14 protein-coding genes are annotated in these 16,425 nt (G+C 59.4%); 3 read left to right on the top strand and 11 right to left on the bottom strand.

The window, feature by feature from the left end; all coding sequences use genetic code 11:
* The first annotated feature begins 100 nt into the window (after nt 1-100).
* Nucleotides 101-1,141, top strand: a complete 1,041-nt coding sequence (locus GJA_RS05490) for a quinone-dependent dihydroorotate dehydrogenase (RefSeq protein WP_038489628.1) — start codon at nt 101-103, stop codon at nt 1,139-1,141.
* Nucleotides 1,142-1,490: 349 nt separating this feature from the next.
* Complete coding sequence (locus GJA_RS05485) at nt 1,491-3,884, top strand: TonB-dependent receptor plug domain-containing protein (protein WP_038489626.1); 2,394 nt, start codon at nt 1,491-1,493, stop codon at nt 3,882-3,884.
* 68 nt (nt 3,885-3,952) lie between these two features.
* On the opposite strand, the gene GJA_RS28485 is transcribed toward GJA_RS05485, so the two are convergent.
* The 9 genes from GJA_RS28485 to GJA_RS05440 form a co-directional block, all read right to left on the bottom strand.
* A complete protein-coding gene (locus tag GJA_RS28485) occupies nt 3,953-5,581 on the bottom strand; it encodes a methyl-accepting chemotaxis protein (protein ID WP_277914394.1) in 1,629 nt (542 codons plus the stop codon).
* 273 nt (nt 5,582-5,854) lie between these two features.
* Nucleotides 5,855-6,787, bottom strand: a complete 933-nt coding sequence (locus GJA_RS05475; protein WP_038489620.1) for a CysB family HTH-type transcriptional regulator — start codon at nt 6,785-6,787, stop codon at nt 5,855-5,857.
* Nucleotides 6,788-6,826: 39 nt separating this feature from the next.
* Complete coding sequence (locus GJA_RS05470) at nt 6,827-7,897, bottom strand: sulfate/molybdate ABC transporter ATP-binding protein (RefSeq protein WP_038489618.1); 1,071 nt, start codon at nt 7,895-7,897, stop codon at nt 6,827-6,829.
* Between the two features lie 2 nt (nt 7,898-7,899).
* On the bottom strand, nt 7,900-8,823 hold the full coding sequence (cysW, locus tag GJA_RS05465; RefSeq protein WP_038489615.1) for a sulfate ABC transporter permease subunit CysW: 924 nt from the start codon (nt 8,821-8,823) through the stop codon (nt 7,900-7,902).
* The gene (gene cysT, locus GJA_RS05460) at nt 8,823-9,686 is read right to left on the bottom strand and encodes a sulfate ABC transporter permease subunit CysT (RefSeq protein WP_038489613.1); all 864 of its coding nucleotides are present in this window, start codon (nt 9,684-9,686) and stop codon (nt 8,823-8,825) included. The genes cysW and cysT overlap by 1 nt, the downstream gene beginning before the upstream one ends.
* Nucleotides 9,687-9,923: 237 nt before the next feature.
* A complete protein-coding gene (locus tag GJA_RS05455; protein WP_038489610.1) occupies nt 9,924-10,562 on the bottom strand; it encodes a peroxiredoxin in 639 nt (212 codons plus the stop codon).
* Nucleotides 10,563-10,695: 133 nt separating this feature from the next.
* Nucleotides 10,696-11,235: an RBBP9/YdeN family alpha/beta hydrolase gene (locus tag GJA_RS05450; RefSeq protein ID WP_038489607.1), complete on the bottom strand. Its 540-nt coding sequence runs from the start codon at nt 11,233-11,235 to the stop codon at nt 10,696-10,698.
* A gap of 62 nt (nt 11,236-11,297) precedes the next feature.
* The gene (locus GJA_RS05445; protein WP_038489601.1) at nt 11,298-12,302 is read right to left on the bottom strand and encodes a sulfate ABC transporter substrate-binding protein; all 1,005 of its coding nucleotides are present in this window, start codon (nt 12,300-12,302) and stop codon (nt 11,298-11,300) included.
* Between the two features lie 158 nt (nt 12,303-12,460).
* Entirely contained in the window at nt 12,461-12,847 is a 387-nt protein-coding gene (locus GJA_RS05440; RefSeq protein WP_038489597.1) for a diacylglycerol kinase, read from the bottom strand.
* Nucleotides 12,848-13,016: 169 nt separating this feature from the next.
* On the opposite strand from GJA_RS05440, the gene GJA_RS05435 reads away from it, so the two are divergent.
* Entirely contained in the window at nt 13,017-13,790 is a 774-nt protein-coding gene (locus tag GJA_RS05435) for an IclR family transcriptional regulator (RefSeq protein WP_038489594.1), read from the top strand.
* Nucleotides 13,791-13,968: 178 nt separating this feature from the next.
* Here GJA_RS05435 and GJA_RS05430 read toward each other — a convergent pair whose 3' ends face one another.
* Both GJA_RS05430 and GJA_RS05425 read right to left on the bottom strand, forming a co-directional pair.
* Nucleotides 13,969-15,033 carry a serine hydrolase gene (locus GJA_RS05430; RefSeq protein ID WP_038489590.1) on the bottom strand — a complete coding sequence of 355 codons (1,065 nt, stop codon included), beginning with the start codon at nt 15,031-15,033 and terminating at the stop codon, nt 13,969-13,971.
* Between the two features lie 131 nt (nt 15,034-15,164).
* On the bottom strand, nt 15,165-16,082 hold the full coding sequence (locus GJA_RS05425; protein WP_038489588.1) for a DMT family transporter: 918 nt from the start codon (nt 16,080-16,082) through the stop codon (nt 15,165-15,167).
* Nucleotides 16,083-16,425 lie beyond the last annotated feature (343 nt).

Here is a 16,425-nt window from a genome sequence, read left to right as displayed (position 1 = left end):
GCGGCCAGCGCAAGGCAGGCGCCGCACTGTAAAATAGCGCAAATTCAACAGCGGCCCGGCCTCGTCGCGCACGGCGTCCGCCCCCAACAAGAGCACATCCATGTCCCAAAAATTCCTGTATTCCCTGGCCCGTCCCCTGCTGTTTTCGATGGATGCCGAAGCCGCCCACCATTTTGCGCTGCCCGCCCTGAAACGCGCTAGCGCGCTGGGCCTGACCGGCTTGATCAAGAAACCGGCGGCCGATCCGCGCAACGTGATGGGCATCACCTTCCCGAATCCGGTCGGCCTGGCCGCCGGCCTGGACAAGGATGGCGCCTTCATCGATGCGCTGGCCGGCCTCGGTTTCGGCTCGATCGAAGTGGGCACCGTGACGCCGCGCGCCCAGCCCGGCAATCCGCAACCGCGCATGTTCCGCCTGCCGCAGGCGCAAGGCATCATCAACCGCATGGGCTTTAACAATGGCGGCGTGGACGCGTTTGTCCGCAATGTGCAGGCGTCGAAGTTTTACCAGAACCGCGAAGGCGTGCTGGGCCTGAACATCGGCAAGAACGCCGATACGCCGATCGAGCGCGCGGCCGACGATTACCTGCATTGCCTGGAAAAAGTCTACCCTTACGCCAGTTATGTGACGGTGAATATCTCGTCGCCGAACACCAAGAACCTGCGCCAGTTGCAGGGCGCGTCGGAACTCGACGCGCTGCTGTCGCAATTGAAGGACGCGCAATCGCGGCTGGCCGAGCGGCACCGGCGCTACGTGCCGCTGACGCTCAAGATCGCGCCGGACATCGACGGCGAACAAGTCAAGAACATCGCCGACTCGCTGCTGCGCCATAAAATCGATGGCGTGATCGCCACCAACACCACCTTGAGCCGCAGCGCGGTGGAAGGCATGCAGCACGGCGCCGAAGCGGGCGGCCTGTCCGGCGCGCCGGTGTTCGAACTGTCGAATAGCGTGATCCGCCTGCTGAAGGCGGAACTGGGCGATGCGCTGCCGATCATCGGCGTCGGCGGCATCATGCGCGGCGCCGACGCGGCCGCCAAGCTGGAAAACGGCGCCAGCCTGGTGCAGTTATACAGCGGCTTGATCTACGCCGGCCCGGCGCTGGTGGCCGATTGCGCGGCGGCGCTGCGCGGCAAATAAAAACCCTGCAAAAACGCACCGGCCACGCCCCAGACTGGAGCGCCAAGCCGGTGCATGGCGCGCATTTGCGCACCATGCCGGGGCAACGAGTCTCCTTTTTACAACATCATTCATTGAATAACATTGGCTTATTGTCTCAGGCGGCAGGCAGGCCGTATGCTTGTCAGCAGGGCTATATGCGACATACACGTAAAAATAGCCAACCATATCCGCTTATTGCATAACAATACTCGGAACCATTCGTAAGCCGTCAAAGTCGGCGCTGTTAAGCTATTTTTCATCGGGTCATTCGACCTGCGCACACCGATACCGCACTCCGATACATTAACTGAATGAAGAGATTTTTCTGATGAGTTCAAAATATAACAAGCCTAATCCCGCTCGCGCCCTGCTGGTCATTTCCCTCATCGCATCGATCGGCTTGCCGCTGTATGCGCAGGCCCAACAAGAAGTCCCTGCCGCAGGCGAATTGCAATCGGTGATCGTCACCGGCACCTACTCCAAGAACCGCCGCACCGTCGACTCCGAATCGCCGATCGACATCATCAGCGCGCGCGACTTGCAAAGCACCGGTTCGACCGAACTGGCGACCGTGCTGAGCCGCCTGGTGCCATCGCTGAACTTCGCGCGCCCGTCCGGCGCCGACGCCAGCGACGCGGTGCGTCCGGCGCAGTTGCGCGGCCTGTCGCCGGACCAGACCCTGGTGCTGGTCAACGGCAAGCGCCGCTACACGTCGGCGGTGGTCAACGTCAACGGCACGCTGGGCCGCGGCTCGGCGCCGGTCGACCTGAACGCGATCCCGCTGGCCGCGATCGACCATATTGAAGTGCTGCGCGATGGCGCAGCGGCGCAATACGGTTCCGACGCGATCGCCGGCGTGATCAACATCATCCTCAAAAAAGGCCCGGACGGCAACGAAATCGAAGTCGGCTACGGCCAATACCAGGAACACGACGGCAAGCAAAAATCGATCCGTGGTTCGACCGGCTTCGCGCTGGGCGACCGTGGCTGGGTGCGCGTCGCGCTGGACTTGACCGACCGCGACCCGACCAACCGCGCCGGCGCCGATTTCCGCAATCCGAAAGAACCGCGCTACGGCCAGGTCAACCAGCGCTACGGCGACTCCGAAAGCAAGCCGCGCACCATTTTTGTCAATAGCCAGTACACCATCAACGACAACCTCGAATGGTACGGTTTCGGCAGCTACGGCCAGCGCGACACGTCGGCCGCCGCCACCTGGCGCACCGCGTTCGACGCCAACGGCAACCTGCGCACGCCGGTCTTCCCGGAAGGTTTCCTGCCGCTGCAAAACAGCAAGCTGACCGACCAGTCGCTGGTCACCGGCTTGCGCGGCGAAGCGGCCGGCTGGCGCTGGGACACCAGCGTCAACTACGGCAGCAACCTGTTCGAACTGGACCTGGACAATACCGTCAACCTGTCGCTGGGCGCCAACAGCCCGACCCATTTCTACGCCGGCAAGCTGAAAAATTCGCAAGCGCTGCTGAACCTGGATGTGGCGCGCGACTTCGCGGTAGCGGCCTTCACCGGTCCGCTGACGGTGGCGCTGGGCGCCGAGACGCGCCATGAAAAATACGAAATCGGCGCCGGCGAACTGAATTCCTACGTCAACGGCGGTTCGCAAGGCTTTTCCGGCTTCCAGCCGGGCAATGCCGGCAGCCATACCCGCCATAACGAATCGCTGTACCTGAACCTGGAAGCGGAAATCACCAAGAAGTTCTCGGCCGCGGCAGCGCTGCGCCATGAACGCTACAGCGATTTCGGCAACACCACCTCGGCCAAGGGTTCGGCGCGCTACGCCTTCAACGACGTGGTCTCGCTGCGCGGCACGGCGTCGAGCGGCTTCCGCGCACCGTCGCTGGCGCAACAGTATTACACCATCACCACCACCAACTTCCAGGTGGTCAACGGCGTCAATACCCCGATCGAAACCGGCACCTTCGCCGTCAATACGCCGCAAGCGCGGGCGCTCGGCGCGCAAGACCTGAAACCGGAAAAAGCGCGCAACTACAGCCTGGGCCTGCAATTGTCGCCTACCCGTAATTTCAACACCACCATCGACGCTTACCGCATCGATATCGATAACCGCATCCTGTTCTCCAGTAATCTGGTGCTGAACAATGCACTGAAGGCGCAATTGGCGGCGCAGGGTTCGCCGGTCGGCGCGGCGCGCTACTTCAACAATGCGATCGATACCCGCACCACCGGCGTCGATGTGGTCAGCACCTACCGCGTCGACTTGAAGGACAAGGACCGGCTCGATTTCACCGTCGCCTATAACCACAACAATACCTCGGTGGAACGCGTAGCGCCGAATCCAGCCTTGCTGACCGCCAACGGCCTGTTGCTGGTCGACCGTCAATCGATCAACCGCGCCACCGTCAGTTCGCCTAAAGACAAGCTCAGCCTGGCCACCGACTATACCTTCGGTCTATGGAATGCGCATGGCGTAGTGACCCGCTACGGCAAATTCACCGTACCGCAAAACGATCCTGCGCTGGACCAGACCTACGATACGCAATGGGTGCTGGACTTGTCCGGCAGCGTCAAGCTGAGCCGCAACTGGAAATTGAGCGTCGGCATCGACAACGTCACCAACCGCTATCCTGCGCAAGTGACGTCGCTGGGCAACCTGAACGTCAACGGCACCCAGCCCTACAGCATCTTCGCGCCGAACGGTTTCAACGGCCGTTATTACTACGCCAAGGCTGCTTACAACTGGTAAGCTGATCCAAGGTAAAAAAAGCCCGGCACGCATGCGTGAACAAGCCGGGCTTTTTTTCGTGGCTCAGTTTATCCTGCCGCCACCAGCTTGCGCGCCGCGCCAGCCTTGGCGCCGGGGCGCGTAGCGGCGGCCGATAAGCGGCGCGGCGCCGGCCCCTGCTCCAGCTTGAACAGGCCGACCGCCTGCGCCAGCAGATCGGCCTGGTCGCGCATGCTTTGGGTAGCCGCTGCGGCTTGTTCGACCAGCGCCGCGTTTTGCTGCGTGACCGCGTCCATCTGCGTGATCGCCTGGTTCACTTGCGCGATGCCGGTGCTTTGCTCCTGGCTGGCTGCGGCGATCTCGCTCATGATGGCCGCCACCTGGCCGACCGCGCCGACTATGCCGTCCATGGTCTGCCCCGCCTCACCGACCAGCTTGCTGCCCGCCTCGACGGTTTCCACCGAGCGGCCGATCAACTCCTTGATTTCGCGCGCCGCCGTCGCCGAGCGCTGTGCCAGGTTGCGCACTTCGGTGGCGACCACCGCGAAACCACGGCCCTGTTCGCCGGCCCGCGCCGCTTCGACCGCCGCGTTCAGCGCCAGGATATTGGTCTGGAACGCGATACCGTCGATCACGCCGATGATATCGACGATCTTGCCCGAGCTCTCGCGGATCGAATTCATCGTGCCGACCACCTGGCCAACCACTTGCCCGCCCTTCAACGCAAAATCGGAGGCGGCCAGCACCAGTTGATTCGCTTGCCGCGCATGGTCGGCATTCTGTTGCACGGCGGACGTCAATTGCTCCATCGACGACGCGGTTTCTTCGAGGCTGGCGGCCTGCTGTTCGGTGCGGCTCGACAAATCCAGGTTGCCCGAAGCGGCCTCGGAAGAGGCGGTGGCGATGGTCTCGGTGCCGGAACGCACTTGCCCGACGGTATGAACCAGGCTGTCATTCATTTGCATCAGCGCGCGCAACAACTCGCCGGTTTCATCGCGGGTGCTGCAATCGATCCTGCTGGTCAAGTCGCCATTGGCGACCGCCTGCGCCAGGCTGACGGCGGAACGCATCGGCGTGGTAATGCTGACTGTGATGCGCCACACAAACAGCGCCACCACCATACCGGCGATCGCGGTCAGCAACAGCGTCATCAGCAGCGTAGCGTGATAAGCGTCGCTGGCTTCCAGGTTGGCCCGGTCCACTGCCGCGCCCTGGTATTTGACCAGGTCGATCAGCGTATGCAGGTAAATCGCTTGCTGCTTGCGCACATTGTCGAGCAGATAGGCCAACGCCTGTTCGCGCCGGTCCGGCTCGGCGGATATTTTCAGGAAGCCGGCTTGTACCACTTGATATTGGCTGCGCGCATCGATCATCGCCTGGTACAGCGCCTTGCTTTTCGGATCGGTATCGTCGGCGATCAATTTTTCCAGCGTTTGCAAGCGGTTGCCGATTGCCGTCCGGCTCTCTTCGATCAAGGCCAGTTCGCGCTTGACGGCCTCGGCATCGGTGGCCAGCATCGCATTGCGCATCGCCAGCGCGATATCGTTGACGCCGCCGATGATTTCATAGGCCAGTATCACCTTGGGCACCTTGTCGGTGGCCAGGTCGTCGGTGTCGCGATTGAGCTTGCCCAGGTTATGCATCGCAAACGCCGAAATGACGATCATGAAGACCAGGCCGAGCCCCAATCCGGCACTGAGCCGGGTACCAATTTTCAAGTCCGCTATCCGCATCTGCCGCCCTCCCGTATGAAAGTGTGAATGACTGGAATGTGTGAATGACTGGAATGTTCAAGTCGTGCAGCGGCAATACCAGCCGCTTGCGAAGCGGCAGCTGACAGGAGCCGGATGACCATCTTTTATTGTAGGAGGCTGGCGCTTGAGCGCCTTGATCTGTTCGACTTTATGGAGATTTTTCTTGCATTTTAGAAAGCATGATAAAAAAGGGAGGCTGGCGGCCTCCCTTTCCTGCTGCGCGCTTCCCCTTCAAGCTCAGGCGGTTTCTTCGCCATTCATCGCGCGGTCGATATCTTCGCGCTTCAGGTCCGGCGCCAGTTGCAGGATGAATTCATAGGCGTAGGAGCGCAGGTAGGCGCCGCGCCGCACCGCCAGCCGGGTAGTATTGGTGGCGAACAAGTGCGATGCCTCGACCGCGCGCAAGCCCTTGTCGCGGCCATGGTCGAACGCCATCGAGGCGACGATGCCGACCCCCAGCCCCAGCGCGACATATTGCTTAATGACATCGGAATCCATCGCCGTCAAAATGATGTCGGTGCTCACGCCGGCCTTGGCAAACGCATCGTCGATGTGGCCTCGGCCGGTAAACCCCTTGTCGTAGGTAATCAGCGGATAGTGCGCCAGGTCTTCCAGGCGGATCGGGGTATGGTCCAGCAAGGGATGGCCGTCCGGCACCACGATCAAGTGGCTCCAGCGGTAGCACGGGAACGACACCAGGTCGGGGAATTGGCTCAGGCCCTCGGTGGCGATGCCGATGTCGGTCTTGCCCGACAACACCCATTCGGCGATATGTTCCGGCGCACTTTGTTGCAAGGCAATCCGTACTTCCGGAAACGCGGCGCGGAAACCCTGCACCACTTTCGGCAACGCGTAGCGGGCCTGGGTGTGGGTGGCGGCGACCGACAGCGTGCCGCTGGTCTGGCCGCTGTATTCCAGGCTGGCCTGCTGCAGGTTTTCCGCTTCGATCAGCAGCCGGTCGACGATTTTCAAGATGCCCTTGCCGGGTTCGGTCAAGCCGGTCAGGCGCTTGCCGTTGCGCTCGAAAATCACCACCCCCAGCTCATCTTCCAGTTCGCGGATCTGGCGGCTCACGCCGGGCTGCGACGTGAACAGCGCATTGGCCACTTCGGTCAGGTTATAACCGCGGCGCGCCGCTTCCCGTATCGAACGTAATTGTTGAAAGTTCATACCGATTCCAATTCTTGTAAGGTGATGCGGCGGGTCGTATCAGCGGACGGCCGGTTCGACAAACACATGCAAGCGTTTCGGGCGCACCACCAGGGTTTCGCCTTCTTTTAATTGCAGATGGGTAAAACGTTCATTCGACATCACCGCTTCGATCAATTCCTGGTTATCGGCGCGCTGCAGGTCGAGCTGGGCCAGCGGACCGATCGCGTGGGCGCGGCTCAGCTTGACGACGATACCTTCGGCGCCCGGCGTGTAGCGGTCGATTTCCAGGTCGTGCGGACGGACATAGGCGATGCCCTTGCCGTCTTGCACCGCGCCATGGTCCGGCACGTCGAAACTGGCGTCGCCGGTGGCCAGCACGCCCTGGTGCACGCGGCCGTGGAACATGTTGACATTGCCCAGGAAACCATACACAAACGGCGATGCCGGATGGTTGTACACCTGGTCGGGCGCGCCGATCTGTTCGACATTTCCCTTGTTCATCAACACCACCTGGTCGGCCACTTCCAGCGCCTCTTCCTGGTCATGGGTGACGAAAATACTGGTGACGTGCAAGTCGTCGTGCAGGCGGCGCAGCCAGCGCCGCAATTCCTTGCGCACCTTGGCGTCGAGCGCGCCGAACGGTTCATCGAGCAGCAATACCCGTGGTTCGACCGCCAAGGCGCGCGCCAGCGCAATCCGTTGCCGCTGTCCGCCCGACAATTGCGGCGGATAACGGTCGGCCAGCCAATCGAGCTGCACCAGTTCCAGCAAATCCTTGACCTTGCGGCGGATCTGGTCTTCCGACGGCCGCTCGCCGCGCGGCTTGACGCGCAAGCCGAAGGCGACGTTTTCAAACACGGTCATATGCTTGAACAGCGCGTAATGTTGGAACACAAAACCGACCTGGCGTTCGCGCACGTGGCGCGCCGACGCATCTTCCGAGTCGAGCAAGACCTGGCCCGAGTCCGGGTGTTCCAGGCCGGCGATGATGCGCAACAAGGTGGTCTTGCCGCAGCCGGACGGTCCCAGCAACGCCGTCAATTCACCGGCCGGAAAATCCAGCGACACATTATTGAGGGCGACAAAATCGCCAAAACGCTTGTTGATGTTATGGACTGCTATCGTCATGATCAGTGCTCCGTGGAACGTAAGGCGGAATCGTCGGCGTCATTTTCAGACAAGCGCCACTCGATGAATGATTTCAGGGCCAGCGTCACCAGCGCCAGCAGGGCCAGCAGCGACGCGACGGCAAACGCGGCGGAGAAGTTGTACTCGTTATACAAAATTTCCACTTGCAGCGGCATGGTGTTGGTTTCGCCGCGAATATGGCCGGACACCACCGATACCGCGCCAAACTCGCCCATCGCCCGGGCGTTACACAGGATCACGCCATACAGCAAGCCCCACTTGATGTTCGGCAAGGTCACGCGGCGGAAGGTATTCCAGCCCGACGCGCCCAGCACGATCGCCGCCTCCTCTTCCTCGCTGCCCTGCGATTGCATCAGCGGTATCAATTCGCGCGCAACAAACGGAAAGGTAATGAAGATCGTCGCCAGCACGATGCCCGGCACCGCGAACAGGATCTTGATATCGTGCGCCTGCAGCCATGGCCCGAACCAGCCCTGGGCGCCGAACATCAGCACATAGATCAAACCGGAAATCACCGGCGAGACCGAAAACGGCAAGTCGATCAGCGTCAGCAGCAAGCTCTTGCCGCGGAATTCGAACTTGGCGATGCACCACGACGCGGCCACGCCGAACACCAGGTTCAGCGGCACGGCGATGGCGGCGGTGATCAGCGTCAGCTTGATGGCCGAGATCGCATCAGGATCGACGATCGCGGCGACATACGCTTCCCAGCCCTTCTTGAACGCTTCGACAAACACCGCCACCAGCGGCACGATCAGGAAAGCGGTCAGGAACAGCAGCGCGATGGTGATCAGCACGGTACGCACCCACAACGGCTCCAGCAGCACCGGTGCGGACGGCAATTCGCCGCGGCGCAGCGCTACCGGCGCGGCGGCTGGATTCAGCACGGAATGATTGGTCGTCATTATTTCTTTCCTTTGCCGCGGGCCCACGCTTGCAGCAAGTTAATCGTCAGCAACAAGATGAACGACACCACCAGCATCACCACGGCAATCGCGGTGGCGCCGGCATAATCGTATTGCTCCAGTTTGGTAATAATGAACAGCGGCGTGATTTCCGACACCATCGGCATATTGCCGGCGATGAAAATCACCGAACCATACTCGCCGGTGGCACGCGCAAACGCCAGCGCGAAGCCGGTCAGCAAAGAAGGGAAAATGGTCGGGAACACCACCCGCACAAAGGTTTGCAGCGAACTGGCGCCAAGGCTCGCGGCGGCTTCTTCGAGCTCGCGTTCGGCGTCTTCCAGCACCGGTTGCACGGTGCGCACCACGAACGGCAAGCCGATGAAGGTCAGCGCGATGACGATGCCGAGCGGCGTGAACGCCACTTTCAAGCCCAGCGTCCCTTCGAGAAACCTGCCGAACCAGCCATTCGACGAATACAGCGCGGTCAGCGTGATGCCGGCCACTGCCGTCGGCAGCGCGAACGGCAAGTCGACCAGCGCGTCGATGATGCGCTTGCCGGGGAAGGTGTAGCGCACCAGCACCCAGGCCAGGATGCCGCCGAACACCACATTGATCGCCGCGGCAATCAAGGAAGCGCCAAAGCTGAGGCGGTACGAGGCCATCACGCGTTGCGACGACACGGCCGCCCAGAACGCATCCCAGGTCATCGTAAAGGTTTTCAGGAACACCGCCGACAGCGGGATCAGCACGATCAGCGCCAGGTAAAAGATGGTAAAGCCGAGTGACAGCTTAAAACCCGGCATCACCCGAAACGGCGCGGCCTGGGCTTTGAATGGAACCGGTGGTGCGACTGCAGACATGTAAGCTCCCTCTTATTACATTTTCGAGTAACAGGCCGCAATAATCGCACCACATCGTTATAAAACGAACGAACAATTCGTCATTTGCTTAGATGCCAAATGCATACTTGCAGGTATGGACAAGAGGAAATCGGGACCAAAAAAAACGCACCCTCACGGGTGCGTTCCACAAATAAAGACTTCCACCACTCAACAAGGCCAGACCCCACCGCATGGCCCCGCCGCGTGGTTTCGGCCTTATTTGTTAGGCTGCGGCGTCACGCGCAAATACGGACGCGCTGCGGTAAAACCCTTCGGATATTTTTGCTTGATGACTTCCGGATCTTGCACGGTCAGCGGAATGATGACGTCGTCGCCATCTTTCCAGTTGCCCGGCGTCGCCACCGAATAACCATCGGTCAGTTGCAGCGCATCGATGACGCGCAGGATTTCATCGAAGTTGCGGCCGGTGCTGAGCGGATAGGTCAGGATCAGGCGCACTTTTTTCTTTGGATCGATCAGGAATACCGAGCGCACCGTCGCGGTGGCCGATTGTTCCGGGTGGATCATGTCGTACAGCGCGGCAACTTTCTTGTCGGCATCGGCGACGATCGGGAAACCGACCACGGTGTTCTGGGTTTCTTCGATATCCTTGATCCAGCTTTGATGCGAATCGGCGCCGTCGACCGACAAGGCCAGCGCCTTGACGTTGCGCTTGTCGAATTCAGGCTTCAGCTTGGCGGTCAGGCCCAGCTCGGTAGTGCACACCGGCGTAAAGTCGGCAGGGTGTGAAAACAGCACCACCCACGAATCGCCTGCCCAGTCGTGGAAATTGATGTGGCCAATCGATGAATCCTGTTCAAAATCAGGGGCGACATCGCCCAGGCGTAAAGTCATGTTAATCTCCGATAAACTAAATTGTAAGAGTGAGAATGCAGCACATTTTATAAAAAGACCGATCAAGTGTTAGCAAACTTGAGCAGGATCAACATGCCGTCGTCCCTCAAGCAATGGCCAACTGCTTGCCGTCTTATAGCGCCAAACCGACCAGCGCTTGCAACTGGCTCTGGCCAAACAGCCAGTCGCCCAATCGTGACTCGCTGTTGATGTGCCCCAGGTCGCCGCCGTTGATGAAGCTGCTGCCCCAGCGCTTGGCCCACAAGGCCGCGCTGCTGGCGCTCATCCACGGATCGGTATCGCTGGCGATCATGATGCTGGGGCAAGGCAGATGATCGTGCGGCAAGGCATCGACCACATGAAACTTCTCCGGGTCGGCCGGCGCCACGAATAATACCCCAGCGACGCCATGGGCGTGGTCCGCCAGACTGTGCGCGGACGTCAGGCAACCAAAACTGTGCGCCACCAGCAACGTCGGGCGGGCGTCTGCAGCGCGGACTTGATCGAGCCGCGCCGACCAGCGCGGCAAGTCGGGCCGGTCCCAGTGATCTTGCCGGACCCGCTCGAAAGCGGGATACAGGCGCTGCCAACGGGTTTGCCAATGTTCCGGCCCGCTGTCATGCAAACCGGGAACCACCAGTACACGATAATCCGACAGGGTTCGCAGCGCCATGTTTCACTCCTCCGGCGGTATCATTATGACTTCACAAGATGACCTTGGTATGACGTTCTCGATTACTTAGGCTGATAGATCTGGTCGAAGATGCCGCCGTCCGAAAAATGCGCTTTTTGCGCCTGGGTCCAGCCGCCCGCCACATCGGCGATGGTGAACAGTTTCACTTTCGGGAATTGCGCCGCATATTTCTTGATGGCTTTTTCCGACGTTGGACGGTAGTAATTTTTAGCGATCAAATCTTGCGCTTCATCCGTGTACAGATAGTTCAGGTACGCTTCCGCAACTTTGCGGGTGCCGCGCTTGTCGACCACTTTATCGACCACGGCGACTGGCGGTTCCGCCAGGATGCTGACCGATGGCGCGACGATTTCGACTTTCTCGGGACCGAGTTCCTTGATGGCTAGCAAAGCTTCGTTTTCCCATGCGATCAGCACGTCGCCGATGCCGCGTTCGACAAAGGTCGTGGTGGCGCCGCGCGCGCCGGAATCGAGCACCGGCACGTTTTTATACAGTTTCTTGATGAATTCCTTGGCCGACGCTTCATTGCCGCCCGGCTGTTTCAACGCATAACCCCAGGCCGCCAGGTGATTCCAGCGCGCGCCGCCCGACGTTTTCGGATTCGGCGTGATCACCGAGACACCGGGTTTGATCAAGTCGTTCCAATCCTTGATGCCTTTCGGATTACCCTTGCGCACCAGGAATACGATGGTCGAGGTATAGGGCGAGCTATTGTGCTGCAAGCGTTTTTGCCAATCTTTGGAGGTCAGGCCATGGTCGGCCACCGCGTCGATGTCATACGCCAGCGCCAGCGTGACCACGTCGGCTTCCAGGCCGTCGATGACGGCGCGCGCCTGCTTGCCGGAACCGCCGTGCGATTGTTTGATCTTGACCGTGTCGCCCGTCTTGGCTTTCCACTCTTTAGCGAAGGCGGTGTTGACGTCCTGATACAGTTCACGGGTTGGATCGTAGGAAACGTTCAACAGCGTGATATCGGCAGCCATCACTGGTTGCAGTACCGCAAAAGCGCTAAAGGCAGCGGACAAGAGTATTTTTTTCGACAGCATCAGGATCCCCGTTTGTGGTTAACAACACTTCAGAACCCCGAGAGTACGGCGCATCGCGGCGAAAGAGAACGAACGGTTTCGCGGATTCATATGCGTTTTTCATATATGACCCGTACCGATGTGTTGTTTACCGGCTAATGCGGAATACAGATAAGCGCTCAGTAAAAGCGGTTGAATAGCACCACGAGCCACGCCGCGGCGGCCAGCAGGCACGCCAGCAACACCGCCGCGCTGCCGAAGTCCTTGGCGTTTTTCGACAGCGGATGGCGCTCCAGCGAAACCCGGTCGACCACGGCCTCGATCGCCGAATTCATCAACTCGACGATCAGTATCAATACCAGCACGCCGATCAGCACCAGCTTTTCAAACGCCGAAATGCGCAGCAGCAGCGCCAGTATCGTGCCGGCGATGAATAACAGCATTTCTTGGCGAAAGGCATGTTCACCGCGCCAAGCCGCACGCAAACCTTGCAGGGAATAACAGAAGGCGGAATAGATCCGCTTCAGACCGCTTTTGCTCTTGAATGCGCTGGGGGCTTGGTCCATGGGTCGCCTGACAGGTGCAGAATAGGTATCGAACACATATTATGCCGCGCCACACCGAGAGGACGGGTAAAAATATGACAAATCGTGCCGCTCAAGTTTGCGCAATTCACAATTTTTTCACATTATGGTATAAAGAGCCTACTGAATACTGCACTGCACCAACCACATCATGAAAATTGAACCCGTCGCAGCTCCAAAGACGACGATCCAGGTCATCGAACGCATGGTCGCCCTGCTCGATGCACTCGCCAAATATTCCGATCCCGTCAGCTTGAAAGAATTATCCCAGGTCTCCGGCCTGCACCCGTCGACCGCGCACCGCATCTTGAACGATATGGTCTTGACGCGTTTTGTCGACCGCATCGAACCGGGCACCTACCGGCTCGGCATGCGCCTGCTGGAATTGGGCAACGTGGTGAAAAGCCGCCTCAGCGTACGCGAAGCGGCGCTCGACTTCATGCGCCAGTTGCACAAGAAGACCCAGCAAACCGTCAACCTGTCGGTGCGCCAGGGCGATGAAATCGTGTATATCGACCGGGCCTTTTCCGAGCGTTCCGGCATGCAAGTCGTACGCGCCATCGGCGGCCGCGGCCCGCTGCACCTGACCTCGACCGGCAAGCTGTTCCTGTCGATCGACGAGCCGAAAGCCATCCGCGCCTATGCGACCCGGACCGGCCTGGCCGGCCACAACAAGAATTCGATCACCGACCTGCACAAGCTGGAACGCGAACTGAGCCTGGTGCGCGAGCGCGGTTATGCGCGCGACAACGAAGAATTGGAATTGGGCGTACGCTGCATCGCCGCCGGCATCCGCGACGATTCCGGCAAACTGATCGCCGGCCTGTCGATCTCGGCCCCAGCCGACCGCCTGCAAGACGAATGGCTGGAAGACCTGGTGACGATCGCCGGGCAAATTTCAACCACCTTGGGCTATATCGAATAAAAACCGGGGATCCCCCCTTCGAGCCTATCCCAGTAGATGAATACGCCCTCTTCTGGCGCTCCTCAGCAGCGGGGACTGCGTTGATCGTCGTCGCGTGGTCCGCCACGCTTGCTCCTCACGCCTGGTCCGCGCTCCTGATGCGCGGCCAGAACAAGACGCTCACTACTGGGATAGGCTCTTAGCCTCCGGGCAAGCTGATGTTGGCCGGTTTCAGCGCTTCCAGCCATTTGCGCATGCGGCCGGCGTCGGCGGTGCGCGATTGTTTGCCTTTGGAATCGAGGAAGACCATGATCACGGCACGGCCTTCGATGACTGCCTGCATCAGCAGGCAACGCCCCGCTTCATTGATGAAACCGGTTTTTTGCAAGCCGATTTCCCAGCCTGGATTCGCTACCAGGTGATTGGTATTGCCGAACTGCATAGGATGACCGCTGGCTTCGACAATCGCTTTCGGATCGGTGGAATACTGGCGCAGCAGCGGTTCCTGGAAAGCCGCCATCGCCAGCTTGGCGAGGTCGCGCGCGCTCGCTACGTTTAATTTCGACAAGCCGCTGGAATCGACATAATGGGTATCGTTCATGCCCAGTTCGTGCGCCTTGGCATTCATCGCCGCGACAAAGGCCGGCAAGCCGCCCGGATAATTGCGGCCCAGCGCGGAAGCCGCACGGTTTTCCGAACTCATCAGCGCAATATGCAGCATATTGCCGCGCGTCAGTTGCGAACCGACCTTCAGCCGCGAGCTGCTGAACTTTTCGCGGTCAACATCGTCGTCGGTCACGGTCAGCACTTCTTCCATATCCTGGCTGGCTTGCACCACCACCAGGCCGGTCATCATTTTGGTGATCGAGGCGATCGGCAATGCGATATTGGAATTCTTTTCAAACAGCACTTCAGCATTCGACTGATCCAGCACGAACGCCACGCTGGATTTCAAATCGAGCGGATCGCGGGTCAGGTTCAGGCCGGCCAGGTCGCCCATCGTCGGCTTCGGCGCGATCACGGCGGCGGTGGTGACTTTTTGGTAGACCACCTTGCGCTTGCCATGCACGGTGATAACGCGGCGCACGGTTTTTTCTTGCGAACCGGCGGCACGGCTCGGCTGCTTGCGCAAGATGACCTTGATCTTCTTGCCCTGCTGTTTTTTGGAGGTGGCGGTCTTGTTCGATTCTTTGGCTTTCACGGCCGCAGCCGGACCCAGCGCAAACAATAACGAGACCAGGACGCCTAGCGCGAGTTTAAACATTCATTGATCCTCGTAAAGCTGTTGCTTGTTGCAGTGTAGCGAAATGCAGAGCAATCGCAAGCGAATTTAACAGTTAATACAGTATTTATTACGCAACCGCAATACAAACCATTTTTATAAGGCATGAAAAATTATTTTTTAACTACGAATACCACGCCGATAACCGCCACCACCATGCCCGCCATTCCCAGTGCATTAAAGGCTTCGCCAAACATCAGCCACGCCATCACGGCGGTGGTGGGCGGCGTCAAATAAAGCAGGCTGGTCACTTGTGTCGCATCGCTGCGGCGTATCAGCGCAAATAACAGGAAAATAGCGCCGATGGACAACACTAATACCGACCACAGCAAGGCGCCGATAAAATTGACGGTCCATTGCACCTGCGCGAAATCCGGCCGTAATCCCTCAAAGATAACGGCCAGCGGCAATATCACCACGATCGATGCGGCAAATTGAATCACGGTGCCGGTACGCAAATCGAATTGCGGGCAATGGCGCTTTTGATACAAGGTGCCGGCGGTAATCGACAGCAGGGCAAAACCGCACAGCAATACACTTTCCGGCGTCAAGCCGACCAGCTTGATCTTGGCGGCCACCACCAGCCCCACGCCGAGCAAGCCGAATAACAAACCCAGCCATTGGCGCGGCCGCACCGATTCACCGATCAGCGGCGCGGCGCACGCCGTCAGCACCGGCTGCATGCCGACGATCAGCGCCGACAGCCCTGCCGGCATGCCCAGCTTGATGGCGCACCAGACCCCCGCCAGATAACCTGCTTGCAACAGCAACCCTGCCAGCGCGATATGACGCACTTTGCCGGCCGGCCACGGCGCCCTCACTATCAATACGCAAGGCAATAAAATCGCCAACACCCCGGCAAAGCGCAATAACAGGAAAGTCAGCGGCGGCGCATACGGTAAACCGAACTTGGCGACGATAAACCCTGTACTCCAGAGCAAAACAAAGAAACCCGGCAAGAGCATCGGTAACAAGGAGGAGTAAAACGCGGCGCTAGTGCTGGCGCCTGGCGCAGCTGGAGTATTCGACATGGATAGATAGATCAGGTGAAACGGAAAAGCCGGCGCGGATCGGGGCGGCACGGGCCCGGGCATTGCCGCCCGAACAAGAAAACCGGCGCAAATGTCCCTGCGTGGCCATGACAAAGTCTAGCACGGCACAGGAATTTCGACTGATCAACTCTTATTTCTGCGTAGAAATAAATACTTTAGAAATAAAGCATCTGCTACAGAGATGCCGCCAAAAAGATGCCTTCATGACAAATCTATTCAATTGTTGCATCGCACAAAATTCGCTTGACTTAAAAATTTAAGGCCGTAAAATAGGGTTTGTTGCGTTGCACAAATTCTGGTTCAGCCTGAAAATTAAGATTTA

Source organism: Janthinobacterium agaricidamnosum NBRC 102515 = DSM 9628, from assembly GCF_000723165.1.
Lineage (GTDB): Bacteria > Pseudomonadota > Gammaproteobacteria > Burkholderiales > Burkholderiaceae_D > Janthinobacterium > Janthinobacterium agaricidamnosum.
The sequence above is the reverse complement of the archived record's forward strand: the minus strand, read 5'-3'. Positions and strand labels throughout refer to the sequence as shown.